Raw genomic sequence first — 25,497 nt, forward strand, 5'->3', positions numbered from 1 at the left:
GTTAACCCTTGGCAAAAGGAGCCCGGGGGGCGAAACCCCTCGGACACACGACGGCGCGGGACCGGGGCCGGCCCGGTCCCGCGCCGCGGTCACCGTCTGCTGCAAGTCCTTCAGAAGCCGTAGCCCATACGGCGCGACAGCTCGGCGCCGGCCGCCACCGTCCGCTTCGCCACCTCCGGCATCCGGTCCGGATTCAGCCGGTACACCGGCCCCGAGACACTGATCGCCGCGATCACCTTGCCGTCATGCGCGCGCACCGGTGCCGCGACGGCGGCGAGCCCCAGCTCCAGCTCCTCGATCGTGACGCCGTAGCCCTGTTCGACCACGGCCTCCAACTCGGCGCGCAGCATGCCCGCGCCGGTGATCGTCCGGTCGGTGAACCGCGGCAACGAGCGCGCCAGCAGGCCCTCGCGCAGGGTGGGCGGCATGTGCGCGAGCAGCACCTTGCCGCTGGAGGTGGCGTGCAGCGGGGTGCGTCTGCCCAGCCAGTTCTGCGCGGTGACCGAGGCGGTGCCGCGGGCCTGCATGATGTTGACCGCCGCGTCGTCGTCGAGCACGGCGATGTTGACCGTCTCGCCCAGTTCGTCGGCGACCTCACGGCAGACCGGGACGCCCTCCTGGGAGATGTCCAGCCGCACTGCCGCCGCCCCCGCCAGGCGCAGTACGCCGGCCCCGAGGTAGTACTTGCCGCGATCCTTCGCCTGGGCCACCAGGCCGCGGTTTTCCAGGACGCCGAGCAGCCGGAAGGCCGTGGACTTGTGGACGTCCAGCTCCTCGGCGATCTCGGTGACACCGGCCTCGCCGTGCCGGGCGAGGATCTCCAGCACACTCACGGCGCGGTCCACCGACTGCACCGCGCTGACCGTGCCGCGGCCGGTCTGCCTCTCCGGGGCCCGTGGGTCCTGCGTGGTCTCCTCGCTGCGGCCGGACTGATTCTGCGTGGGGGTCATGGCTCAACTCTCACCACCTGTGGGCCCGGTTCGGGCCGCATCTGCGGGAAGCCCTTGACGCGGCGGTCGTCCCGCGCGGATTCTGTTGCGCATAGCGCTAGAGCGTGCGCCATACGAAACATCATGTTACCCAAGCGTCCGGATCCCGGAAGGGTGCCGGACGATCCGGACCCAGATGTCCGGCATTGCTTTGCCGCTGCACTCCCTTACCGCTGCCCGGCCGGGCCATCACGGCCCGGACTCCCGGCTGCATCCCTGACGCCTGCATCGAGCAGGTCCCGGACCGAGTGTCCCGGACCGAGAGGGGGGCCCGTGATTCCCGTCTGCCGCCTCGAAGACCTCCCCGAGGGCGAGTCTGTCCGCGTCGAGACCACACCGCCCATCGCCGTGTTCCGCACCGAAGACGGCGGGCTCTACGCCATCGACGACACCTGTACCCACCAGGACGCGTCCCTCTCCGAGGGCTGGCTGGAGGGCTGCCTGGTCGAATGCCCGCTGCACGCCGCATCCTTCGACCTGCGCACCGGCGAACCGACCTGCCTGCCGGCCCGGCGCCCCGTCCGCACCCACCGCGTCACCGTCGAGGACGGCGTCATCCACGTCCACCTCACCGCGGAGGAGGGCACGGCCGCATGAAGACCACCGAGGACCGGCGCGACCGTGTGAACGGCGCCCACGGCTGGCGGGGCCGGCTGAACTCCACCCCGGCGAGGGGCGATCGCACGAATGCCGCCGAGTCCCGGCACGACTGCCTGCGCACCGTCCCAAGCCGTCACGATTGCCTGAGCACCGTCCCGAGCCGTCACGGCGGCATCAGCACCGCCGACGACCGTGACGGCGGGAGCGACACCGCGCACGGCCGCCGACGCCACGCCGCCCAAGCCCGGACAGGGCTCGTCCTACGGCCCGTCACCGCGTGGCGCACCTGCAGGGCAACCACGCGCCGTCCCTCCGATGAGGCACCGGCCCGCCCCGACCACCCCGCCGCCCCCGCGAGGAGCCGTGCCGTATGAAGACCGTGACCATCGTCGGCGCCTCCCTCTCCGGGCTCTACGCCGCCCGTGAACTGCGCGCCCAGGGCTTCGACGGCCGACTGGTGATGGTCGGCGAGGAGCCCCACCAGCCCTATGACCGGCCTCCCCTCTCGAAGGACTTCCTCACCGGCCGCACCGACGAGGAGCACCTCGCCCTCACCGATGCCGACGACGCCGCCGGACTCGACGCCGAGTGGCTGCTCGGCGTCCGCGCCCGCGGCCTCGACACGCGCGGTCGTACCGTTCTTCTGGAGGACGGCCGTACGGTCTCCACCGACGCAGTCGTCATCGCCACCGGCGCCGCCGCGCGCCGGATTCCCGGCGAGAGCCTCGCCGGCGTGCACACCCTGCGCACCCTGGACGACGCCCGCGCCCTGCGCGCCGACCTCTGCCGAGGACACCGCCGGGTCGTCGTCATCGGGGGCGGCTTCATCGGTGCCGAAACCGCCTCCTCGTGCGCCGGCCTGGGGCACGCGGTCACGGTGGTCGAGGCCGCACCGCTGCCGCTGGTGCCCCAGATCGGCGCCGGGATGGCCGCCGTCTGCGCTGCTCTGCACCGCCGCGGCGGGGTGGAGCTGATCACCGGAACCGGCCTGGCCGGCCTGCGCGGCACCGCCACCGTCACCGGTGTCGACCTCACCGACGGCCGCACTCTCCCCGCCGACCTCGTGATCGTCGGCATCGGCGCCACCCCCAACACCTCCTGGCTCGCGGCCTCGACGCTCGCCCTCCAGGACGGCGTGCTGTGCGACGACGGGTGTGCGACGGCCCTGCCCCAAGTGGTGGCGGTCGGGGACGTCGCGCGCGTGGGGGGGCGCCGGGCCGAGCACTGGACCGCCGCCACCGAGCAACCGCGCGTCGCCGTGACCAACCTGCTCGCCGGCCGCACTGTCGAAACGGTGCGCACGGTGCCGTACTTCTGGTCCGACCAGTACGGCTCGCGCATACAGTTCGCAGGCCGGCACCGGGACGGTGACACCGTCCGCGTCACCGAGGGCGAGATCAACGACGACGGCCCGGGTGAGACCGGCTTTCTCGCCCACTACGAGCGGGACGGCCGTACGGTCGCTGTCCTCGGAGTGGACCGGCCGCGCGCCTTCATGCGGGCCCGCCGCGAACTCCAGCGGGAGGAGCGGGAACGGGCCGCACCAGCCGTGCTGTGACGGCGGGCCGGAGCCGTCCGACACGAGTCGGTCTCGGCTCCCGCCCCGCCGGGCTGCGTCCCGATCCCTGCGCGGTCACGTCTCGCCGGGGTCGCGTCCCGACCGCTGTGCGGCCAGGGTGTGTTCCGACCCTGCGCGGTCACGTCTCGCCCGGGTCTTGTTCCGCCTCGCCCCGATTGCGTCCCGTCCGGCCGGAGCCAGGCCATGCCCGGCCGCTCCCGCTCAGGGATGTGACAACTGCCCGGTGCCGCCCCGCCGACGTATCCGCTCCTGCTCGCGCAGGGCCGCGCGCTCCTCGCGTCGGCGGGCGCGGCGCTCGCGGCGCAGCGCTCGGGCCGTGCTGCTCGGCTCGGAGACCACGCCGTACCGCTGGCTCCACACCTGGCGGGTCACCCACACGTCGACCACGGCCCAGGTGGCCACCACCGTGCTCGCCACGCCACTGATCACCATGGGGAACGCCAGCCAGGACCCGGCCATCGTGCACAGGAACGCCACCATCGCCTGGATCAGCGTCACCGCCATGATCAGGACCGCACGCACCGCCGCCGTACGCACCGGATCCGGCAGCGGGTGCCGTCGGGCGGGCTCCTCGACCCACAACGGCCGGTACGCCTGCTGTTGTTCGCCGGCGGACTCCGCAGCGCGCCCACGCGCCGGAATGTCGCGATCCGGTGCCTCCAGGCGCCACCGTGCCGCCGAGCGCTCCGCCACGCTCTCCTCGGGCGCCTCGCGCCGCTCCGCCGTGCCCATCACCGTGTCACTCCCCACCGCCAGCAGACCGCTCGCCCCCGGTGTCACAAGACTCCGGCTCCCCCAGTGGCTGCCCGGCTTGCGCAGTTTTACGCCGCCGGGGTGCGGGATGCGGCTCCTGTGGCCCATTCCGCCCCCATTTCCCGTACAGAAGGACGAACGACGTCGCCGGAAGATTCCCAACCGGCGAAAAAAACAAGCCAACCGCCCGGCCAGGGCATCCCGGTCAACCCGGGCGCCGCTACCGGATGGCGGTGGCAATCTCCCGTAATGCCCGGACAACTCGCCATCTCGCGTCGCCGAAGCGGAAGTTCGCTCTCCGGACATGTCTTCGAGTTAACTGTGAGGCGGTAGTAGGCTCGCGCCGTTTGTTGACGCACATGTGCACCCCCGGCCCGCGGGGGTCGAGCTGGGGGAGGCCATGCGCTTTCGCGGGAAGTCGATCCGCCGGAAGATCGTGGCGCTGCTTCTCGTGCCGCTGGTGTCCCTGACCGCCATCTGGGGCTTCACCACGGTACTCACAGGTCGCGAAGCCCTCCGGCTGTTCCACGTGTCGGACGTCAAGGAGGACATCGGCTACCCCGCCGAGGACACCGTCCGCGTCCTCCAGCAGGAACGCCGCCAGACCCTCGTCTACCTCGCCGACCCGCGGGCCGCCGACGCCCTCACCGCGCTCCAGCGCACCCGTACCGCCACCGACCGGGCCATCGCCAAGATCCGCAAGAACGCCGCTGACCAGGACGTCCTCGACGCCATGGACACGGACGACGGCGAACGCCTCACCGCCGTCCTCGACGCCTTCGGCGGCCTCGACTCCCTGCGTCACGGCGTCGAGGCGGGCACCGTCACCCGTGCACAGGCCCTGGACCAGTACAACCGCCTCGTCGACCCCTGCTTCACGCTGCTCGGCGCCCTCGAAGGAGTCGACGACGTCGACCTGGACGCGCAGGCCCGCGCCATGGTCAACATCAGCCGCGCCCGCGAGCTGCTCTCCCGCGAGGACGCCCTGCTCGGTTCCTCCCTGGTCGTCGGCCGGCTCACCCGCGACGAGACCCGTCACATCTCCGACCTCGTCGCCCAGCGCACCGTCCTGTACGACGTCAGCCTGCCGTTGCTGCCCGCCGCCGAACGCGACCGCTACGAACGCTTCTGGAAGAACGCCACCACCGCCCCGCTGCGCGCGGCCGAACGGTCCACCATCGGCACGGACTCCGGCACTCCGCGCGGCGTCACGGCCCAGAGCTGGGACTCCGCGGCCGCGAGCGTGCTGACCGGCCTCGGCACCCTCGACGACCAGGTGGGTGACCGCTTCCAGGACCGTACGCGTCCCGTGGCCATCGGCGTCATCCTGCAGGCGGCCGTCGCGGGCCTCCTCGGCCTGGTCGCGCTCGTGCTCTCCGTCGTCCTGTCGGTCCGCGTCGGCCGCGGCCTCATTCGCGATCTGCGCCAACTGCGCCTGGAGGCGCACGAGGCCTCCGGCGTGCGGCTGCCCAGCGTGATGCGCCGCCTGTCCGCCGGCGAACAGGTCGACGTCGAGACCGAGGTGCCGCGCCTGGAGTACGACAAGAACGAGATGGGCGAGGTCGGCCAGGCCCTCAACACCCTCCAGCGCGCCGCCGTCGAGGCCGCCGTCAAACAGGCCGAACTGCGGTCCGGCGTCTCCGAGGTCTTCGTCAACCTCGCCCGCCGCAGCCAGGTGCTGCTGCACAAGCAGCTCACCCTGCTCGACACCATGGAACGCCGCACCGAGGACACCGACGAACTCGCCGACCTCTTCCGCCTGGACCACCTCACCACCCGCATGCGGCGGCACGCCGAGGGCCTGGTGATCCTCTCCGGCGCCGCACCCTCCCGACAGTGGCGCCGACCGGTGCAACTGATGGACGTCGTACGGGCCGCCGTCGCCGAGGTCGAGGACTACGAACGCATCGAGGTCCGACGGCTGCCCCGGGTCGCCGTCACCGGCCCGGCCGTCGCCGACCTCACCCACCTCGTGGCCGAACTCCTGGAGAACGCCACGGTCTTCTCGCCCCCGCACACCGCCGTACAGGTGGTCGGTGAGCGGGTCGCCAACGGCTTCACGCTGGAGATCCACGACCGGGGCCTCGGCATGACCGCCGAGGCGCTCCTCGATGCCAACCTGCGCCTCGCCGAGACACCCGAGTTCGAACTGTCCGACACCGACCGGCTCGGCCTGTTCGTCGTCAGCCGGCTCGCTCAGCGACAGAACGTCCGGGTCTCCCTCCAGCCGTCGCCCTACGGCGGCACCACCGCCGTCGTCTTCATCCCCGACGCGCTGCTGAGTGACGACGTACCGGACACCAACGGCATCGGCTTCCGGCTCGACCGGGACCGCCCGGAGAAGAGCATCGGGCAGGCGGGGAGCCGTGCCGCAGGCCGGTCCGCGGGGCCGGAGCAGCTGCCCGGCCTGCCGACCTCGCTGCTGGACGGTCCCGTCGAGCTGGAGGCGCCCGTCGATCTCGACGCCATCGACGACTTCCCCGGCGTCCTGGCCGACGAGGACAGCGAGCGCGGCGGGCTGTTCCTGCCCCGCCGCTCCCGCTCCCGCGCCGAAGAGCAGACGCCCTCCGTGTCCCTTGACCGTGCGCCCCGCGAGGAGGCCCAGGAACGTGGGCCCATCCCGCTGCCGCGCCGGCAGACTCCCAAACTGGTCAGCTCGCACGGCAAGCCCGTCACCGACCAGCGGAGCCGCCGCGACGAACCGGAGCAGCAGACGTCCGCCGCTTCCCGCCGCCCCGACATGGGCGGACTGGCGCCGCTGCCCGCACGCCGGCGCACCACGGCCTCCCGCCGCCCCGCCGAACTCACCGAGCGCACCCAGGAAGGCGGCACGGCTCCCGCCGACGGCACCGCCCCGTTCCCCGACGTCCCCGCCCTGCCCCGCCGCACCCGACCAGGGTCACCCAGCGATGAAGGCGCAGGTACCGCGGGTCGGTTTGACGACGGCGGCACGGACCGATCGGAGGGTGCCGCCACGAACCAGTCGGAAGGGGCCCTCACGGGTCGGCCGGATGGGGCCGTCACGGGTCGGCCGGGTGGCGGTGCCAGAGGGTGGTCGGATCGGGGCGCCATGGACCGGTTGGGGTCGGACGAGAGTGCGGCCCATGCTGCCGGTGAGCGGTTCCGTTTCGGCCGCGAGGCCGAAGCTGCTGGTGAGCAGGGCCGTTTCGGTGGTGGCGGGGCCGGGACTGCCGGAGAGCGGGACCGTCTCGGTGGTTCGGCCGAGCCGAGCGGTGAAAGGTTCCGTCCGGGTAGTGGCCAGGGCGAGCTCTCCGCCGAAGAACCCCGGCCGGGTGATGCCCGGTCCGGCCGCGAGGCCCTGCCCACCCGGGGCACGTCCTCGCCGCCCGGCGCCACCGGCACCAGTGGTGTCACCTCCGCCGGCAGCCCCGCGGCCACCGGCTCGGGCGCCGTGGTGGCCCCCGAACCGGCCACCGGGTCCCTGCCCCGGCGGGTCCGCCAGGCCAGCCTGGCCCCCCAGCTCAAGCAGGACACCGCGCGGCGCGCCGAGCGCGCGGCGCAGCCCGCCGACCGCGACGCCGAGGAGGTCCGCAGCCGGATGGCCTCGCTGCAGCGTGGCTGGCAGCGCGGCCGACGGGAGAATGCCACGGGCGACGACGCCCACAACGGCACAGCACAAGGAACGACTAAGGGGGACGGTCGATGACCGCACCGAAGGCGACCGGCCACACGGCGACGAACCAGGTGGGACTGAACTGGCTCCTGGACGACCTGGTCGACCGGGTCGCCAGCATCCGCAAGGCCGTCGTCCTGTCCGGCGATGGGCTGCCAACGGGCGTGTCCAAGGACCTGACCAGGGAGGACAGCGAGCATCTGGCCGCCGTCGCCTCCGGCTTCCACAGCCTTGCCAAGGGCGTGGGCCGTCACTTCGACGCGGGCAGCGTCCGGCAGACGGTGGTGGAACTGGACGACGCCTTCCTGTTCGTCACCGCCGCCGGTGACGGCAGCTGCCTCGCCGTCCTCTCCGACGCCGACTCCGACGTCGGACAGGTCGCCTATGAGATGACGCTCCTGGTCAAGCGGGTCGGCGTGCATCTGGGGACCGCTCCGCGCACCGATCTGCCCGCAGGCGGGTAGTGGGATGACATGAGCGGAGACGGTCAGGGAAGAAAACACTGGTTCGACGACGAGGCCGGACCGGTCGTCCGTCCGTACGCCATGACACGCGGCCGCACCACGAGTCCCGCCCAGCACCGGCTGGACGTGATCGCGGTGGTCGTCACGGAATCCGACGCGGGCGACCCGGAGACGGATCCGACCCTGTCGCCCGAGCACGTGGAGATCGTCGGGCTCTGCCGCGACGAACCGCAGTCGGTCGCCGAACTCGCCGCCGAACTCGACCTGCCCATCGGTGTGGTGCGCGTCCTCATCGGCGACCTCGTGCACACGGAACTCGTCCATGTCACGCGTCCGGTGCCCCCGGCCGAGCTGCCGGACGAGAGCATCCTGCGCGACGTGATCAACGGCCTCCGGGCACTGTGACCGGCGCAGGAACGGAGCACCGTACCGCGAAGCACGCAACGTAACCGGCGTCGACACCTCTGGCGGATACCCTCGCGACGGCCACAGCCGGCCGTCGCCCGACCACCATCAAGCAGGAGAAGAGACCGATGATCTTCGGGCGTTCTGAGCGAGGCAAGCCCCCGGTCGAGCCGGTCACGCTCAAGATCCTCGTGGCCGGTGGCTTCGGCGTGGGCAAGACGACCCTCGTCGGTGCGGTCAGCGAGATCAGGCCGCTGCGCACCGAGGAACTGCTCACCGAGGCCGGGCGCCCGGTCGACGACACCAGCGGTGTGGAGGGCAAGCACACCACCACCGTGGCGATGGACTTCGGCCGTATCACCCTGCGCGAGGACCTGGTGCTCTATCTCTTCGGGACGCCCGGGCAGGAACGGTTCTGGTTCATGTGGGACGAACTGTCCGAGGGCGCGCTCGGCGCCGTCGTCCTCGCCGATACACGCCGTCTGGAGGACTGCTTCGCCGCCGTGGACTACTTCGAGCGGCGTTCCATCCCCTTTCTCGTCGGCGTCAACTGCTTCGAAGGAGCGGCCCGTTACCCGGCCGAGGCCGTACGGCAGGCTCTCGACCTGGACGAGGGCGTACCGGTCCTGCTGTGCGACGCGCGTGATCGGGAATCGGTCAAGGACGTGCTCATCGGAGTCGTCCAGCATGCGATGGACCACGCCGCCGATCGCCGCCACGCCGCCCTTGGCTGACCACCGGCGGTCCGCCCTTGGCCGACCGACGGGCACGGCCCGTACCCCCGCCGACCGGGGTACGGGCCGTGGTCCGGTAAGGAGCGCCCACACGCGCGTGCGGCAACGACGACCGTGACAGGTGCCCACGCGCGCGTGCGGCACCTTTGCCCCGCTCCTCCTACGCGTCCTGCGCGCCCTCCTCCAGCCAGCCGAAGCTCTTCTCCACCGCCTTGCGCCAGTTGCGGTACTCGCGATCGCGCACGGTCTGCTCCATCGCCGGTGTCCACTCCGCGTCCCGCTGCCAGTGCGACTTCAGCTCGTCCAGGTCGTTCCACACGCCCGTGGCCAGACCGGCCGCGTAGGCGGCGCCCAGACACGTCGTCTCCGACACCCGGGGCCGGATCACCGGCACGCCGAGGACGTCCGCCTGGTGCTGCATGAGCCGGTTGTTCTTCGTCATACCGCCGTCGACCTTCAGCGTGGTGATCCGCACCCCGGAGTCCTGGTACATGGCGTCCACCACCTCCCGGGTCTGCCAGCTCGTCGCCTCCAGCACCGCACGCGCGAGGTGCGCCTTCGTGACGTACCGGGTGAGACCGGTGACCACACCGCGCGCGTCGGAGCGCCAGTAGGGCGCGAACAGGCCGGAGAACGCCGGCACGATGTAGGCACCGCCGTTGTCCTCGACGCTCGCCGCCAGCGTCTCGATCTCGTCGGCGCTGCGGATGATCCCGAGCTGGTCGCGGAACCACTGGACCAGGGCGCCCGTGATCGCTATGGACCCCTCCAGGCAGTACACCGGCGCCTCCCCGCCGATCTTGTAGCCCATCGTCGTCAGCAGCCCGCTCTTGGACGGCACCGGCCGGTTCCCGGTGTTCAGCAGCAGGAAACTTCCGGTGCCGTACGTGTTCTTCGCGCTGCCCACGTCGTAACAGGCCTGCCCGAAGACGGCGGCCTGCTGGTCGCCCAGTGCGGAGGCCACGGGCACACCGGCGAGCTGCCCGACCGCCGTGCCGTACACCTCGGCGGAGGACCTGATCTCCGGCAACATCGTCTCGGGCACGTTCATGGCGGACAGGATGGCGGGATCCCACTGCAGCGTCTGGAGGTTCATGAGCATGGTGCGGCCGGCATTGGTGACGTCGGTGACGTGCTGGCCGCCGTCGGTGCCGCCGGTGAGGTTCCAGATCAGCCAGGAGTCGATGGTCCCGAAGGCGATCTCACCGCGTTCGGCCCGCTGCCGCAGGCCGGGCACGTGGTCCAGCAGCCAGGCCGCCTTGGGCCCGGAGAAGTAGCTGGCCAGCGGCAGCCCGGTCGGCTCACGGAAGCGGTCCTGGCCGTCCGCGCCGCCCAGTTCGCTGCACAGGGCCGCGGTACGGGTGTCCTGCCAGACGATCGCGTTGTGCACGGGTTTGCCGGTGGCGCGGTCCCACAGGACCGTCGTCTCCCGCTGGTTGGTGATGCCGAGCGCCCTCAGCTGATCGGCGCGCAGCCCGGCCTTGGCCAGTGCTCCGGCCACCACGGCCTGCACCTTGGACCAGATCTCGGTCGCGTCGTGCTCGACCCAGCCCGGCTTGGGGAAGATCTGACGGTGCTCACGCTGGTCGACGGCGACGATCGCGCCGCCGTGATCGAAGACGATGCAACGGCTGGACGTGGTGCCCTGGTCGATGGCGGCGACGTACTTCTCGGGGGTGTCCGTCATGGCTGTCCCTGGGTAGCTGGGTCGCTGGGTGGCTCGGTCGGGTCGCTGGGGCCTGCAGCGTGCCGGCTGGCAGGCCGCGTTGCAGTCGCTGGGGCGGAGAGCCGGTGCGGTCGCCGGGTCAGAAGGCCGCGTTGTAGACGAGGCCCGCGAGCGCCCCGCCGATCAGCGGGCCGACCACCGGGATCCAGGCGTAACCCCAGTCGGACGTGCCCTTGTTCGGGATCGGCAGGAAGGTGTGCACGATGCGCGGGCCGAGGTCGCGGGCCGGGTTGATGGCATAGCCGGTGGGCCCGCCGAGGGAGAGGCCGATACCGACGACGAGCAGGGAGACGATCAGCACCGTGGTGCCGGACTCGCCGAGCCCCTTCGTCAGCCCGAAGGCGAGAACGGGCAGCACGAGGGCCATCGTCGCGATGATCTCGGTGATGAGGTTGGCGACCGGGTTCCGGATCTCCGGGACGGTCGAGAAGACGCCGAGCGTCGGCACCGGTTCGTCGGCCGTGCCCTCGGTGGTGCCGCCCTTGCGGACGTTGGCCTGGAACTGCGCGAGGTACACCAGGTAGGCGAGGACGGCTCCCAGCATCGCGCCGACGATCTGACCCAGCAGATACACCCAGACCTTGCCCCATGCACCGGTGTCCACGGCGATGCCGATGGTGACCGCGGGATTGAGCTGGCCACCGGAGAGGGGAGCGGCCGTGTACGCGCCCGCGAGGACGCCGAAGCCCCAGCCGAACGCGATGACGACCCAGCCGGAGGCCCGCGCCTTGGAGTACCTGAGGGTGACGGCGGCGCAGACACCCGCGCCGAAAAGGATCAGGATCGCGGTGCCGATGACCTCGCCGACGAAAATGTCTCCGTTGCTCATGGCGGCTCCCTTGGCGCCGGTGGGGCGCTCGGCCCCGGCCTCAGTGCAGGAAAGTTCATGGCGACTTCAGCCGCGCACGGAGCCCCGCGCCCCGCCCGGCGTCCGTGACGAGCGTGCCGTCGCAGCCGTATCGCCAGGAACGGACGGGCCGTGGAACAGGGCAGACCTGTGGCGCAGTGCCTGATAACGCCGAGAATGTACGGCGATGTCGGCCGACACCGGGAAGTGTTCACCGGCACCACGGGGGCGTCAAGGTTGCCGACGGCGACGGTGACAGCGCCCCACCCGACGGCCCCGCCGTTGCTGCCGGGATCCAACGGACATGTACCGGACGGACGTTCACCACCCTGGCTCGGCGGCCGCGTACCCGGCCTGCGCCGTCGCCGTCCCCTGACCCCGCCGGACCTCGTGACCGGGCAGCCCGGCGCGTCCCAGCACCCAGCTCGCGCCGTGCAGCGCCTTGGCCGCCTTCTTCAGCGGAGCGAGGTGCGCGGCGGCCTGGCGGTGGTCGCCCACGCTTCCCGGCGCGCACACGACGGTCGCCAGGGAGAGCGTGACGGGCCGGCCTCCCGCCGACCAGGGCGCGTCGAGCACGGCGGCGACCAGCGGATCGAGCGCCTCCTCCTCGGCCAGCACCAGGAAGTCGTCTCCGCCGATGTGCCCCACGCGCGCGTGCCCCGACACTGCGTGCAGCAGGGCTCGCCCCACCGACCGGATCAGCTCGTCCCCCGCGGCGAACCCGGCACCGTCATTGACCTGCTTGAAGTGGTCGATGTCCAGCCAGCTGAGCGCGAACGTCCGGCCGTCCGCGATCCACCGGTTCACCTCGCCCGTGATCGCATCCGAACCGGGAAGCCGGGTCAGCGGATTGAGTCCGGCCGCCTCCTCGACCCGGCTCTCGGCCAGCGCCCGCACCAGGTCCGCGAGTCGTACGACACCTACGCACCGCCCGCGCCGGTCGACCACCGCGACATCGTCCGAGGTCCGGTCCCGGCCGCCGACCGCGACGACGTCCAGCACCTCCCAGGCGGTGGCGTCGACCCCGACCGTACGGGGGGCGTCCCCCAGTTTGAAGGCCGGCCGGTCGGCGTACAGGGCGTGCCCGTAGCGGCCGGACATCGACAGCAGGAACCGGGAGCGGTGCACCGACCGCACGGGCCGGCCGGCCTGGTCCACCAGCAGCACACCGGAGACATCCGGCGATCCGGTCAGCAGCGCGCGCACCTGCCCCGCCGGAGCGGTCACCGGCAGTACGGCGGCCGGGCGCACGAACTCCCGCACCGACGGCCCGGACCGGGGCACGCCGACGGCGCCGGGGGAGCGGGGCGGAACGTATACGTCCGCGGCGGGGATCCGGGCCGGCGGAGCGAACAGCTCGCCCTGGGCCAGCTGCGCCCCGGCCGACAGCGCCGCCGCGCACTGCAGTTCGGTCTCGACCCCCTCCACCGCGACCAGGGCGCCCAGCTCCTCGCACAGCGTGCGCATCGCCCGTACCGCGGGCGGCCGGGACAGCAGCGAGGCGTCGAGTTTGACCAGGTCGGGGGAGAGGTCGGTGAGCAGCCGAAGCGGCATGTCACCGTCGCCGATGCCGTCCGCGCTGATCCGGAACCCCTGCTCGCGCAGCGCCGCCACCGCCTCCAGCAGGGCCTGTTGCGGCACGTGCGTGCAGGGCGGAACCACGTCGAGCGTCACCTCCCAGGGCATCCGCCCGGCCGCGCGCACGGCGTCGTGCAGCGGGGTCAGGCCGCCGAGGTCGGCGAGGGTGGCCGCGAACACGTTGAGGTGCAGCGGCAGCAGAGTCTCCTTGCGTGTGGCGGCGCGCAGCGCCAGCACTGCCAGTTTCCCGTCGAGTTCCGGGTCCCGGCGGGCCTCGGCCAGGATGTCACCGGTCTCCGGGCGGGCGAGTGTCTCCAGTGCGGCGACCGCGCCCGTCCTGAGGTTGACCACCGGCTGGAAGGCGAAGCGGAGAGTGTCCGTCCAGGAGTGCACGGGAGCATGATGGCGCCGCCCGAGGGCGCTCAGGCCCAGTTCATGAGACGTTCACGCAGCATTCCGGGGTGATCACACAGCGTGGGCGGTCTCCGTAGCCACTGGTGCGGGCTACACGGGAGTCCGGGTTCGTCTGCGTCACCTCACCGCGATCACCGCCGAACCGTGCCCGAAAAGCCCCTGGTTGACGGAGATCCCCACCTGTGCCCCGGCGATCTGCCGTTCGCCTGCCGTGCCTCTCAGCTGCCAGGTCAGCTCGCACACCTGGGCGATGGCCTGGGCCGGCACCGCCTCCCCGAAGGAGGCAAGACCGCCACTGGAGTTGACGGGTATCCGGCCGCCCGGGGCCGTCGCGCCCTCCCGCAGGAGCTTGGCTCCCTCACCCTCGCCGCACAGCCCGAGATCCTCGTACCACTGCAGTTCCAGTGCGGTGGACAGGTCGTAGACCTCGGCGAGGGACAGGTCCTCGGGGCCGGTGCCCGCCTCCTCGTAGGCCGCCCGGGCGATGGAGGACCGGAAGGTCTCGCCGGGGGGCTGCACGGCGAGCGCCGAGTCCGTGGCGATGTCCGGGAGGTCCAGCACCGTGTTGGGGAAGCGGGGGGTCACCGTCGACACCGCCCGGATCCGCACCGGCCGGGCGACACCGTGCCGGTGTGCGAAGTCCAGGCTGGAGAGCACCAGGGCCGCGGCACCGTCGGAGGTGGCGCAGATGTCGAGCAGCCGCAGTGGGTCGGCGACCATCGCGGACGCGGCGACCTCCTCGGCGGTGACCCGCTTGCGGTAGCGCGCGTACGCGTTGAGCGCGCCCATGGCGGCGTTCTTCACCTTCACCAGGGCGAAGTCCTCCGGTGTGTCCCCGTGCACCGCCATCCGCCGCCGCGCGTACAGCCCGAAGTACGTCGGATTCGTCGCGCCCAGCAGACGGAAGCGCAGCCAGTCCGGATCCTCGGGGCGCTCCCCGCCGGCCGGCCGGAAGAACCCCTTGGGCGCCGCGTCCGCCCCCACGACCAGGACGACGTCCGCGAGCCCGGCGAGGATCTGCGCCCGTGCCGCGGCGATCGCCTGCGCCCCGGAGGCGCAGGCCGCGTACACACTGGTGACCCTGGCCCCCTGCCAGCCCAGGGCCTTGGCGAACGTCGCTCCCGCCACATACCCGGGATAACCGCCGCGCACCGTGTCCGCGCCCACGACCGAGCCGACGTCGCGCCAGGCGACACCGGCGTCCGCGAGCGCCGCGCGGGCGGCGGTCGTCCCGTACTCCACGAAGGGGCGTCCCCATTTGCCCCATGGGTGCATGCCCGCGCCGAGCACCGCCACGTCCATCGTTACGCCCTCACCCCCGTCGGCCGCCAGTGCCAGGTCGTCCAGGTCGTCTCCGCGTCCTCGTGGAGCACGCCGGGGACGACCTCCACCTCCATGCCCACCGTCAGATCGGCGACGGTGACCCCGGGAGCCGCCTGCCCCAGCACCACGATCCGCTCTGCCGCCAGCTCCACCGCGATCAACGCGTACGGCTCCCACGGAAGTTCCGGATTGCTCACATAGGGTGACGGAGGGCGGTAACGGCTATCCGTATACGACCAGATTCGCCCGTTCTTGGACAGTGGCACCTCCTCCAGTGAGTCACTGTCGCAGTGCGGGTTGCGGCAGTGCACGTCCTCGCGCGGGAAGAACACCGTGCCGCAGGACGGGCAACGGGTGCCCAGGAGCCGGAAGTCGTCCCCCTCGCCGGTGAACCAGCCGGCGGCCGCGGGTGTGCGTGTGTGCGGCAAGACCTCTCCTCACCACGTTTCTGACGAAGCGTCAGGAGTGTGCCACGGGCAGCCGGAAAAGGGCAGGGCGTCCACCTCGACCGAACGCATGCCGAGGGCGCCGCAGGGCAATCTCATCCGATCGCTTCCCGGCCGGAACGCATACCTGATACATGCAGGAACATGACACGACTCACCCGTGCGGTCCGCGGTCTCGTCACCGCCCTCGCCGCCCTGCTGGCCGTGACCGTCTCCTCCGCCGCCGCCCAGGCGAAGCAGGAGCCCAGAGCGCCGAAGGACTTCGTCGCCCTGTCCACCGTGGACCCGTCGATCATCCAGGAGATGCGCTACTTCACGCCGCACAACTTCGTCGGCGAACGCATCGACGGCTACGAGCAACCGATCTGCATCCTCACCCGCCCGGCGGCACTGGCCCTGCACAGGGCCCAGCTGAAGCTGCTGCGCAAGGGCTACACCCTCAAGGTGTACGACTGCTACCGGCCGCAGCGCGCCGTGAACCACTTCGTCCGCTGGGCGGAGGACCTCGGCGACCAGGCGATGAAGGGCGAATTCTACCCGCATGTCGACAAGACCCGTCTGTTCGAGGACGGTTACATCGCGAAGAAATCCGGCCACAGCCGTGGCTCGACCATGGACCTCACGATCGTGAAGCTCCCCGCGAGGCCGACCCGGCCCTACCACCCCGGAGAGCCGCTCGTGCCCTGTTACGCACCCAAAGACGAGCGTTTCCCTGACAACTCTGTCGACATGGGCACGGGATTCGACTGCTTCGACACTCTGGCGCACACGCTCGATCCGCGTATCCAGGGCGAACAGCGCGCCAACCGGCTGTTGCTCAAGAGCACCCTGGAGGGCCTCGGATTCGTGAACCTCGCCGAGGAATGGTGGCACTTCACGTACCAGCCCGAGCCCTATCCGGACACCTACTTCGACTTCCCCGTGTCCTGGAAGTCGCTCATCAGCAGGCACTGAGCCGCCTGCGGAAGACGTCCCTCTTCTGATCGGATACAGTCCGCGCGTGTCCGAAACTCAGCACTCGACTGCCAACTTCGCACCGGACTCCCACTGTTCGAGCTGCGGATCGCCCTATGGAGAGGGCGTTTCCGGCTGGCCGCGCACCTGCCCGTCGTGCGGAACCGCCGCCTACCGCAACCCGCTGCCGGTCGCGATCGCGCTCCAGCCCGTGTACGACACCAAGGGCACGGCCCTGGTCGTGATCACCCGGACCGTCGCCCCCGCGCGCGGAGGCACGGCACTGCCCGGCGGTTACATCGACGACCGGGAGGACTGGAAGCAGGCCGTCGTACGCGAACTCAAGGAGGAGACCGGCATCGACGCGGCCGCACGCGACGTACGGCTCGTGGACGCCATGAGCTCGCCCGACGGCCACCTGCTGCTGTTCGGACTCCTCCCGGAGCGTCCGGTGGAGGGCCTCCCGCCCTCCGACCGCACGGACGAGACCGAGGGCTGGCAGCTGCTGCGCAGGCCCGAGGAACTCGCCTTCCCGCTGCACACCGTGGCCGTACGGGCCTGGTTCGAGGGCCGGTACCTCTAGGGGGTGTCGTTTGGATCATCCCGGCGTCGCGGGGTCTGGCCGCGCAACGGCGCCGCACGCGAAAAGCGGCACATCGCGGCGACTCCGGCGCAACGCCTGGCCTCGCGGCTCAGCCGAGTCCCCGGACCCGCACCGGGTAGGGCGGCTCGGCGGAGCCGTCCTCCCGCTCCCGGGTGACCGCCACCCCACGGCCCTGCCGGCGGACGACGTAGCGTTCGATCTCCGGTTCGTCCCAGCCGTCGCCGGGGTCCGGCACGACGAGGCCGCCTCCCGTACGCCCACGCGCGGGTGCCCACACCTCCAGCTCAAGGCCGCCGTCGGCACCGCGCACGGGGATGACCGCGCCCCCGCGCGCGAACACCGGTATCCGCGACAGCGGCGCGTCGACGAGGACCTGTCCCGGTCCTTCGTAGGCCCGCTCCGTCACCGTGTCGTACCAAAGGCCCCGCGGCAGCTGCACCGCCCGCCGGTCGGCGCCCGGGTCCAGCACCGGAGCCACCAGCAGACCGTCCCCGAGCAGAAACGTGTCCTCGCACTCGCGCAGCGCCCGGTCCTCCGGAGCCCCCCACCACAACGGCCGCACATACGGCGCACCGGTGCGCCGCGCCAGATGCGCCAGGGTCACGAAGTACGGCAGCAGCCGCCGCCGCTCCAGCAGCGCCACGCGCGCGTGCTCCAGCACCTCCGCACCGAACTCCCAGGGCTCCCTGCGCCCCGCCCGCAGACTCGCATGCGTGCGGAACAGCGGCAGAAACGCACCGAGCTGGAACCACCTCAGATACAACTCGGGCGACGGACTGCCGTCGTAACCGCCCACGTCCGGACCCGAGTACGGCACCCCGCACAGGCCGAGCCCCAGCACCAGCGACAACGATGCCCGCAGACCCGGCCAGCCCGTCGCCACGTCCCCGGACCAGGTGCCCCCGTAACGCTGCATCCCCGCCCAGCCCGAGCGGGAGAACAGGAAGGGCCGCTCCTGGCGCGACAGCCGGCGCAACCCCTCGTAAGCGGCACGGGCCATGCAGAGCGCGTACACGTTGTGCGCCTCCCGGTGGTCGCCCCCGCGCCCCTCCAAGACGTGCCGCGCCGAACGCGGCAACGTCGGTTCCCCGAAGGCGTTGAACGACGTCGGCTCGTTCATGTCGTGCCAGAACCCCGCGAAGCCCTGCCCCAGACGCTCCTCGTACAGCCCGCCCCACCACGCGCGCACACGCGCGTGCGTGAAGTCCGGGAAGACCGACTCCCCGGCCCACACCACACCCCGCACCTCGCGCCCCGAGGCGTCCCGCACGAACGCGTCCACGGCCGAACCACCGTCGTACACGGCGTTGCCCGGCGCGGCCCGCACAGCCGGATCGACGATCGACACCAGCCGGATGCCGTCCCGTCGCAGCTCGTCGGCGAGTTGGGGCAGCTTCGGGAAACGATCCTGGTCGACGGTGAACACCTGGTGGTCGTCGAAGTGGTCGATGTCCAGATGCACGGCGTCCAGCGGCAGACCGCGCTCCTGGTACCCCGTGACGATCCGGCGCACCTCCTGCTCGCTGCCGAAGCCCCACCGCGCGTGATGGTGGCCGAGCGCCCACGACGGCGGCAGCGCGGGCGCCCCGGTCAGCGAGGCCCAGGTGTGCAGCACGCGCGCGGGCGTGCCCACCATCACCCAGCAGCGCAGCGGACCGCCGTCCATCCGCACCTCGCAGCGCCCCGTCCGGTCGTGCCCGGACCCGGCGCCCTCCTCACCCTCCCGCAGCACCACCGTGCCGTCCCAGGTGCTGTCGTGGAAGACCAGATGCGTGCCGGCGTCGGCCACCACCAGCTGCACCGGCATCGTCAGATACAGCGGATCGTCACCGGGGCCGAAGGCCCGCCCCGGATCGGTGTTCCACAGCCGGTACGTGCCGTCCCTCAGCCGGGGCCCCGACGCCCGGCCGCCCAGACCGAAGAAGCGGGCGTCCGCCGCCACCTCCGACCGCTGCATCCACCGAGCCGTGCCCCCGCCGACCGGCTCCCACCAGCGCGGCGGCAGATCCCGCCGCAGGGTCACTCCGCCGGGCGTGCACACCTCCACCGCACCGTGCCGCGAGACGATGACCGTCACACGCTCGGCGACCACACGCCAGCCACCCTCCTTGTCCGGCTCCAGCACCGCCCGCGCATCAGGCTCCGGACAGCCCCCCGCGAGCGCGTACGAGGGCTGCGGACCGGCCCCGTCCCAGCCCCAGAACACCGCCCCGTTCACCGCAACGGTGATCCGCAGCTCGGACCGGCCGAACCGGATCAGCCCGCCACCCGGCCCCGGCTCCACCCCCTCCACCTGACCCGGCACCCGCGCCCGCTCGGCACCCCGCCGCGGTAGCCCGGCGGCATCGATACGCCTCCTGCGCCATGCGGCCCGTACGGTACGCAACCCCCGAGCCGCCCTCCCCGAACCGACCACACTCACCGAACGCACCAGGTCACGACCGTCCATGCTGCTCACCCTGCCACTGAGCACCCCACGCGCGTGTGTCGTTCAACTGCCGTTCACCCGTGCTGGGACCACATCTTCACGACACGGACTATGTGGGGCGCACCCTGGTGTAGAAGTCGATCACATGGCATCGTCCCTGTCAGCCGCGTCACGCGCACACCCCAGCCCGTGCGCGGACCGACGCACACGACGCGCACAGCCCGGGAGCCGCCCCATGTCGACCGCGAACCCCCAGCCGCTCTGGCAGCCCGATCCCGCGCGGATCGCCCAGGCCCGCATCACCCAGTTCCAGGCATGGGCCGCCGAGCACCACGGCGCCCCGGCCGAAGGCGGCTACCCCGCCCTGCACCAGTGGTCCGTCGACCAGCTGGACACCTTCTGGAAGGCCGTCACGGAGTGGTTCGACGTACGCTTCTCGACGCCCTACGCGCGCGTGCTCGGCGACCGCACCATGCCCGGCGCCCAGTGGTTCCCCGGAGCCACCCTCAACTACGCCGAGCACGCCCTGCGCGCCGCAGCCGACCGCGCGGACGAACCCGCCCTGCTGTACGTGGACGAAACCCACGAACCGCGCCCCGTGACCTGGTCCGAGCTGCGCCGCCAGGTCGGCTCCCTCGCCGCCGAACTCCGCGCCCTCGGGGTACGCCCCGGCGACCGCGTCAGCGGCTACCTGCCCAACATCCCGCAGGCCGTCGTCGCCCTCCTCGCCACGGCCGCCGTAGGCGCCGTCTGGACCTCCTGCGCCCCCGACTTCGGCGCCCGCAGCGTCCTCGACCGCTTCCAGCAGGTCGAACCCGTCGTCCTGTTCACCGTCGACGGCTACCGCTACGGCGGCAAGGAGCACGACCGCCGCGAGATCGTCACCGAGCTGCGCCGCGAGCTGCCCACCGTGCGCGCCGTCGTCCACATCCCGCTGCTCGGCACCCAGGCACCCGAGGGCGCCCTGGAGTGGTCGGCGCTGACGGCCGGGAACACCGAGCCCCTCTTCGAGCAGGTCCCGTTCGACCACCCCCTGTGGGTGCTGTACTCCTCCGGCACCACCGGCCTGCCCAAGGCCATCGTCCAGTCCCAGGGCGGCATTCTCGTCGAACACCTCAAACAGCTCGGCCTGCACTGCGACCTCGGCCCCGAGGACCGTTTCTTCTGGTACACCTCCACCGGCTGGATGATGTGGAACTTCCTCGTCTCCGGCCTGCTCACGGGCACGACGATCGTCCTGTACGACGGCAGCCCCGGCTACCCCGACACCGGCGCCCAATGGCGGATCGCCGAACGCACCGGAGCCACCCTGTACGGCACCTCCGCCGCCTACGTCATGGCCTGCCGCAAAGCCGGCGTCCACCCCGCACGCGACCACGACCTGTCCGCGGTGAAGTGCGTCGCCACGACCGGCTCGCCGCTGCCGCCCGACGGCTTCCGCTGGCTGCACGACGAGGTCCGGGACGACCTGTGGATCGCCTCCGTCAGCGGCGGCACCGACGTCTGCTCCTGCTTCGCCGGCGGCGTACCGACGCTCCCGGTCTACACGGGCGAACTCCAGGCCCCCGGCCTCGGCACCGACCTGCAGGCCTGGGACCCCAGCGGCAAGCCCCTCATCGACGAGGTCGGCGAACTGGTCGTCACCAACCCCATGCCCTCCATGCCGATCCGCTTCTGGAACGACCCCGACGGCAGCCGCTACCACGACAGCTACTTCGACACCTACCCCGGCGTCTGGCGGCACGGCGACTGGATCACGGTCACCTCGCGCGGCACCGTGATCATCCACGGCCGCTCCGACTCCACCCTCAACCGGCAGGGCGTGCGCATGGGCTCGGCCGACATCTACGAAGTCGTCGAGCGGCTGCCCGAGATCAAGGAAACCCTGGTCATCGGCATCGAGCAGCCCGACGGCGGCTACTGGATGCCACTGTTCGTACACCTCGCGCCCGGCGCCGTCCTCGACGAGGCCCTCCTGCACCGCATCAAGCAGACCATCCGCGAACAACTGTCACCGCGCCACGTCCCCGACGAGATCATCGAGGTCCCCGGCGTCCCGCACACCCTCACCGGCAAGCGCATCGAGGTCCCGGTCAAGCGCCTCCTCCAGGGCACCCCCCTCGAAAAGGCCGTCAACCCCGGCTCCATCGACAACCTCGCCCTGCTCGGCTTCTACGAGGAACTCGCCCGCAAACGCGCCTGAACCTCCGCCGAGCCGATCCTCCGCAGGCGGCCTCGGACTCGCCCAGCACAACGGTGAAGTCCGAGGCCGGCCGCACCGCGCCGGCCGTCACCGGATGGGCGACCGCCGCCGGCGCCGGCCCGTTGTCAGTGCCGCCGGTTACGGTGAGTGAGCATTGATCGACTGCGCACTTTGGGGGAAACATGGCGCACACCGACCACCAGACCATGCGACGCGTCCTGCGCCGCGAGATCGCCGGCACCATCGGGCTGCTCACCGACGAACACGACTTCCGCGCCATGCGGCGCTACCGCAGCTTCACCTTCGACGACCACGCGACCTATCTCCAGCAGGTCGAGGCCGTCCTCAAGGACCGCGCCGACGAGGGCTCCCACACCACACTCGCCCTGTTCGACCCGCAGGACTACGCCGCCTACTGCGCGGAAGCCGGCCTCGACCCCGAAGCCCCGGCGAGCCGAACCTGCTTCACCGCAGAACTCGCAGCCACGGGCCCCACCATCCCCTACGACGGCCGGCCCCTCGCCGCGCTCGTACCCGCCCTGGTGGACGAAGCCGTACGGCAGGCGACGTGGGAGTACGCCACCACCCTGCTGACCCGACTCGGACCCTGCCCCACCTGCGGCGAGGACATCGGCAGGGCGGGCTTCACCCGCGCCTCCGACCTCCTGTGCCGCATCCTCGACACCGCCCCACCCGGCGACCGCCACCTCGTGTGCAGCGTCTCCGGACCACCGGACACCCTGGTCTCCGTACTCCACGGCGACCAGGACGGCCACGGCACCACCCGACTCGACGAGGCAGAGGCGCTGGAATTCACCAGCGTCCTCGCACTCGGCCTCGCGACCCGCAGCCCCGGCGGCCTCGTCCTGCGCACCAGCGCCCCGGGCACGCCCGACCGCGTCTACGGCTGGCGACTGCGGGCCGGCGCCCTGGAACCGCTCACCGCATCCGAAGTGTTCGACGCCTACTGCACCGACGTCGAATCCGGCGACATCATCTCCCCGGAGTCCGGCGTCGACTACTGCGAGCCCCCCGACCTCGGAGATGAGAGCGCGACACCGGGCCACCGGCACTGAACGAGCCGACGCGTCGAACGCACTGATCACCGGGGCCGACAGGGCGAACGCATCAGGGGCGCCCCACCCGAAGGCGGGACGCCCCTGAACCGACCACATCGGATGCGCCCGTACGACTACTCCCCGGACAGCACCGCCTGAGCCGCGCCGCGCGCCTCCTCGGCGCTGTCCGCGGCACGCGCGGCCGCCGCCGCCCGCTCGCACTGCGCCAGCGTGTACTTCGCCAGCGTCGCCCGGACATAAGGAATCGACGCCGCACCCATGGACAAGGAGGTGACACCCAGACCGGTCAGCACACAGGCCAGCAGCGGGTCGGACGCGGCCTCGCCGCACACGCCGCAGCTCTTGCCCTCGGCCTTGGCCGCCTCCGCGGACAGGGCGACCAGATCGAGCAGCGCCGGCTGCCACGGGTCCTGAAGCCGGGACACCGCACCGACCTGCCGGTCAGCCGCGAACGTGTACTGAGCGAGATCGTTCGTCCCCAGCGACAGGAACTCGACCTCCTGAAGGATCGAACGCGCCCGCAGCGCCGCCGACGGGATCTCCACCATCGCGCCGAACTTGGCCTGCAGCCCCGCCGCACGGCACGCGTCCGCGAACGCCCTGGCGTCCGTGCGGTCCGCCACCATGGGCGCCATGACCTCAAGGTAGACGGGCAGACCCTCGGCGGCCTTCGCCAGCGCGGTCAGCTGCGTGCGCAGGATCTCGGGGTGGTCCAGCAGGGTCCGCAGACCCCGCACACCCAGCGCGGGGTTCGGCTCGTCGGCCGGAGTCAGGAAGTCCAGCGGCTTGTCCGCCCCGGCGTCCAGCACCCGCACGACCACACGACCCTCGGGGAAGGCCTCCAGCACCTGCCGGTAGGCCTCCACCTGCTTCTGTTCGGAAGGAGCGTTCTTGCTGTCGTCCAGGAACAGGAACTCGGTACGGAACAGACCGACACCCTCCGCCCCGGCCTCCACGGCAGCCGGCACGTCCACCGGGCCGCCCACGTTGGCCAGCAGCGGCACCTTGTGACCGTCCGCCGTCGCACCCGGTCCGGTCGAGGCGGCCAGCGCGGCCCTGCGCTCGGCGGCAGCGGCCACCAGCTGCGCCTTCTTCTCCTCGGTCGGGTTCACGAAGATGTCGCCGGTACTGCCGTCGACGGCGATCACGGTCCCCTCGGCCAGCTCACCCACACCCGGCAGCGCCACGACCGCCGGCACACCCAGCGCCCGCGCCAGGATCGCGCTGTGACTGGTCGGTCCGCCCTCCTCGGTCACGAAACCCAGCACCAGAGACGGGTCCAGCAGCGCGGTGTCAGCCGGAGCAAGATCCCGCGCCACGAGCACATAGGGCTGGTCACTGTCCGGCACGCCCGGCATCGGAACGCCCAGCAGCCGCGCGACGATACGATTCCGCACGTCATCCAGGTCGGCCACCCGACCGGCGAGGTACTCACCGGCACCGGCCAGCAGCTCCCGGTACGCAGCGAACGCGTCGTACACCGCACGCTCGGCCGTGCTGCCGACGGCGATCCTCCGGTCCACGTCCGCCATCAGCTCGGGGTCCTGGGCCATCATGGCCTGCGCCTCGAGCACGGCCTGGGCCTCACCACCCGCCAGATTGCCGCGCGCCATCAGATCGGCGGCGACGGCGTCCACGGCCTGGCGAGCCCGCCCCTGCTCCCGCTCGGCCTCCTCGGCGGGGATCTGCTTCGCGGGCGGCTCCAGCACCGCCGTACCCATGTGCCGAACCTCGCCGATGGCCACGCCATGGCTCACGCCGACGCCTCGCAGCGTTGTCTCCATCTCACCCGTCTCCGATAGTGCGGCGGGTTCCGCCGCCGTGATGGTTGTCCTGTTCGCCGTCCTGCGACGGCCGTGCCGTCAGTGCCAGGAGAAGAGGCTGTCGCCGGCCTTCACGTCACCGCTGTCACGGAGGTCGGAGAGGGACTCGGCCGTGGCTTCGAGCGCGACGACGGGGCAGACCGGGGACTTGCCGGCGGCCTCGACGGCAAGGGGGTTCCAGCGCACGACGGCCTGACCTCGCGCCACGGTGTCGCCCTTGTTGACGAGCAGCTCGAAACCCTCGCCGTTGAGCTGCACCGTGTCGATACCGAGGTGGGTGAGCACGCCGTGCCCGCTCTCGTCCACCACGACGAAAGCGTGCGGGTGCAGGGAGATGATCACGCCGTCAACGGGCGCCACGGCCTCGGAGGGCTCACGCACGGGGTCGATCGCGGTACCCGGGCCGACCATGGCCCCGGAGAAGACCGGATCCGGCACTTCGGCCAGTCCGATGGCACGTCCAGCAACAGGGGACGTCACGGTGGTCATGGGAAGCCTCCAAGGAGTGGAGCTGCGCACTGAGCAGCAGCGTATGTCATGTGAAGTGGCGGTTCCGTATGGAAGCTAGCAGCTAGTGGTCTAGACCACCAACCCGATGGATTTGCACCGCCTTCGAGGCCCCGTGTACAGTCGTACTCCTGCTTGGGACGGAGAGTCGCGAAAGCGCCTTCATCCGGCAGGACCCAAACTCGTCAGATCCTACTTTCGGATCCGCTTCTGCATGTTCGCAGAAGGGTGGTCAGAGAGACGGAAAAACCCTGGTAGAGTTTGAAACACCGAAGGGAAGCGCCCGGAGGAAAGCCCGAGAGGGTGAGTACAAAGGAAGCGACCGTTCCTTGAGAACTCAACAGCGTGCCAAAAATCAACGCCAGATATGTTGATACCCCGTCTACCGGATCCTTCCGGTGACGAGG

21 protein-coding genes are annotated in these 25,497 nt (G+C 71.5%); 11 read left to right on the plus strand and 10 right to left on the minus strand.

The features are described 5' to 3' along the window. Nucleotides 1-110: 110 nt before the first annotated feature. Nucleotides 111-950: an IclR family transcriptional regulator gene (locus tag ACIGXP_RS24620; protein ID WP_399771523.1), complete on the minus strand. Its 840-nt coding sequence runs from the start codon at nt 948-950 to the stop codon at nt 111-113. Between the two features lie 312 nt (nt 951-1,262). Between ACIGXP_RS24620 and ACIGXP_RS24625 the strand changes: the two genes are divergently transcribed. From ACIGXP_RS24625 to ACIGXP_RS24635, 3 genes are read left to right on the plus strand one after another with little or no spacing between them, the layout of a single operon-like run. After that, on the plus strand, nt 1,263-1,586 hold the full coding sequence (locus tag ACIGXP_RS24625) for a bifunctional 3-phenylpropionate/cinnamic acid dioxygenase ferredoxin subunit (RefSeq protein WP_360095188.1): 324 nt from the start codon (nt 1,263-1,265) through the stop codon (nt 1,584-1,586). Beyond that, on the plus strand, nt 1,583-1,963 hold the full coding sequence (locus tag ACIGXP_RS24630) for a hypothetical protein (RefSeq protein ID WP_399771526.1): 381 nt from the start codon (nt 1,583-1,585) through the stop codon (nt 1,961-1,963). The genes ACIGXP_RS24625 and ACIGXP_RS24630 overlap by 4 nt, the downstream gene beginning before the upstream one ends. After that, nucleotides 1,960-3,147 (plus strand): NAD(P)/FAD-dependent oxidoreductase, encoded by a 1,188-nt coding sequence (locus ACIGXP_RS24635; RefSeq protein ID WP_399771529.1) that lies wholly within the window; start codon nt 1,960-1,962, stop codon nt 3,145-3,147. The genes ACIGXP_RS24630 and ACIGXP_RS24635 overlap by 4 nt, the downstream gene beginning before the upstream one ends. Before the next feature lie 222 nt (nt 3,148-3,369). On the opposite strand, the gene ACIGXP_RS24640 is transcribed toward ACIGXP_RS24635, so the two are convergent. Beyond that, nucleotides 3,370-3,900, minus strand: a complete 531-nt coding sequence (locus tag ACIGXP_RS24640) for a hypothetical protein (protein WP_399771594.1) — start codon at nt 3,898-3,900, stop codon at nt 3,370-3,372. Nucleotides 3,901-4,321: 421 nt separating this feature from the next. On the opposite strand from ACIGXP_RS24640, the gene ACIGXP_RS24645 reads away from it, so the two are divergent. From ACIGXP_RS24645 to ACIGXP_RS24660, 4 genes are all read left to right on the plus strand, one after another. Beyond that, nucleotides 4,322-7,588 (plus strand): nitrate- and nitrite sensing domain-containing protein, encoded by a 3,267-nt coding sequence (locus tag ACIGXP_RS24645; RefSeq protein WP_399771532.1) that lies wholly within the window; start codon nt 4,322-4,324, stop codon nt 7,586-7,588. Continuing rightward, complete coding sequence (locus tag ACIGXP_RS24650; RefSeq protein ID WP_363219178.1) at nt 7,585-8,019, plus strand: roadblock/LC7 domain-containing protein; 435 nt, start codon at nt 7,585-7,587, stop codon at nt 8,017-8,019. The genes ACIGXP_RS24645 and ACIGXP_RS24650 overlap by 4 nt, the downstream gene beginning before the upstream one ends. A 9-nt stretch (nt 8,020-8,028) precedes the next feature. Continuing rightward, entirely contained in the window at nt 8,029-8,424 is a 396-nt protein-coding gene (locus ACIGXP_RS24655) for a DUF742 domain-containing protein (protein WP_363219177.1), read from the plus strand. Between the two features lie 128 nt (nt 8,425-8,552). After that, entirely contained in the window at nt 8,553-9,158 is a 606-nt protein-coding gene (locus ACIGXP_RS24660) for an ATP/GTP-binding protein (RefSeq protein ID WP_363219176.1), read from the plus strand. 160 nt (nt 9,159-9,318) lie between these two features. Here the strand turns inward: ACIGXP_RS24660 and glpK are convergent, their stop codons facing one another. The 5 genes from glpK to ACIGXP_RS24685 all read right to left on the minus strand — a co-directional run bounded on the left by glpK (nt 9,319) and on the right by ACIGXP_RS24685 (nt 15,474). Further along, entirely contained in the window at nt 9,319-10,845 is a 1,527-nt protein-coding gene (gene glpK / locus ACIGXP_RS24665; RefSeq protein WP_399771536.1) for a glycerol kinase GlpK, read from the minus strand. Nucleotides 10,846-10,963: 118 nt separating this feature from the next. Then, on the minus strand, nt 10,964-11,713 hold the full coding sequence (locus ACIGXP_RS24670; protein ID WP_399771538.1) for an MIP/aquaporin family protein: 750 nt from the start codon (nt 11,711-11,713) through the stop codon (nt 10,964-10,966). A gap of 339 nt (nt 11,714-12,052) precedes the next feature. Then, nucleotides 12,053-13,702: an EAL domain-containing protein gene (locus ACIGXP_RS24675; RefSeq protein ID WP_399771541.1), complete on the minus strand. Its 1,650-nt coding sequence runs from the start codon at nt 13,700-13,702 to the stop codon at nt 12,053-12,055. Between the two features lie 138 nt (nt 13,703-13,840). Next, complete coding sequence (locus ACIGXP_RS24680) at nt 13,841-15,025, minus strand: lipid-transfer protein (protein ID WP_399771544.1); 1,185 nt, start codon at nt 15,023-15,025, stop codon at nt 13,841-13,843. Nucleotides 15,026-15,027: 2 nt separating this feature from the next. Continuing rightward, entirely contained in the window at nt 15,028-15,474 is a 447-nt protein-coding gene (locus tag ACIGXP_RS24685) for a Zn-ribbon domain-containing OB-fold protein (RefSeq protein WP_399771546.1), read from the minus strand. 162 nt (nt 15,475-15,636) lie between these two features. Here ACIGXP_RS24685 and ACIGXP_RS24690 point away from each other — a divergent pair, with 162 nt between their 5' ends. Beyond that, entirely contained in the window at nt 15,637-16,446 is an 810-nt protein-coding gene (locus ACIGXP_RS24690; RefSeq protein ID WP_399771548.1) for a M15 family metallopeptidase, read from the plus strand. Nucleotides 16,447-16,492: 46 nt separating this feature from the next. Continuing rightward, nucleotides 16,493-17,029 carry an NUDIX domain-containing protein gene (locus ACIGXP_RS24695; protein WP_399771551.1) on the plus strand — a complete coding sequence of 179 codons (537 nt, stop codon included), beginning with the start codon at nt 16,493-16,495 and terminating at the stop codon, nt 17,027-17,029. 109 nt (nt 17,030-17,138) lie between these two features. Here the strand turns inward: ACIGXP_RS24695 and ACIGXP_RS24700 are convergent, their stop codons facing one another. Further along, a complete protein-coding gene (locus ACIGXP_RS24700) occupies nt 17,139-19,499 on the minus strand; it encodes a glycoside hydrolase family 31 protein (protein WP_399771555.1) in 2,361 nt (786 codons plus the stop codon). A gap of 214 nt (nt 19,500-19,713) precedes the next feature. Between ACIGXP_RS24700 and ACIGXP_RS24705 the strand changes: the two genes are divergently transcribed. Together ACIGXP_RS24705 and ACIGXP_RS24710 are read left to right on the plus strand one after the other, a co-directional pair. Then, a complete protein-coding gene (locus ACIGXP_RS24705; protein WP_399771558.1) occupies nt 19,714-21,681 on the plus strand; it encodes an acetoacetate--CoA ligase in 1,968 nt (655 codons plus the stop codon). A gap of 182 nt (nt 21,682-21,863) precedes the next feature. Continuing rightward, nucleotides 21,864-22,757, plus strand: coding sequence for a hypothetical protein (locus ACIGXP_RS24710; RefSeq protein ID WP_399771561.1), 894 nt, complete (start codon nt 21,864-21,866; stop codon nt 22,755-22,757). A 116-nt stretch (nt 22,758-22,873) separates the two neighbouring features. Here the strand turns inward: ACIGXP_RS24710 and ptsP are convergent, their stop codons facing one another. Both ptsP and ACIGXP_RS24720 read right to left on the minus strand, forming a co-directional pair. After that, nucleotides 22,874-24,544, minus strand: coding sequence for a phosphoenolpyruvate--protein phosphotransferase (gene ptsP / locus ACIGXP_RS24715; protein WP_399771564.1), 1,671 nt, complete (start codon nt 24,542-24,544; stop codon nt 22,874-22,876). A 78-nt stretch (nt 24,545-24,622) separates the two neighbouring features. Next, nucleotides 24,623-25,072, minus strand: a complete 450-nt coding sequence (locus ACIGXP_RS24720) for a PTS glucose transporter subunit IIA (RefSeq protein ID WP_363219162.1) — start codon at nt 25,070-25,072, stop codon at nt 24,623-24,625. Between the last annotated feature and the right edge of the window lie 425 nt (nt 25,073-25,497).

Source organism: Streptomyces sp. NPDC053069 (assembly GCF_044546895.1).
GTDB lineage: Bacteria > Actinomycetota > Actinomycetes > Streptomycetales > Streptomycetaceae > Streptomyces.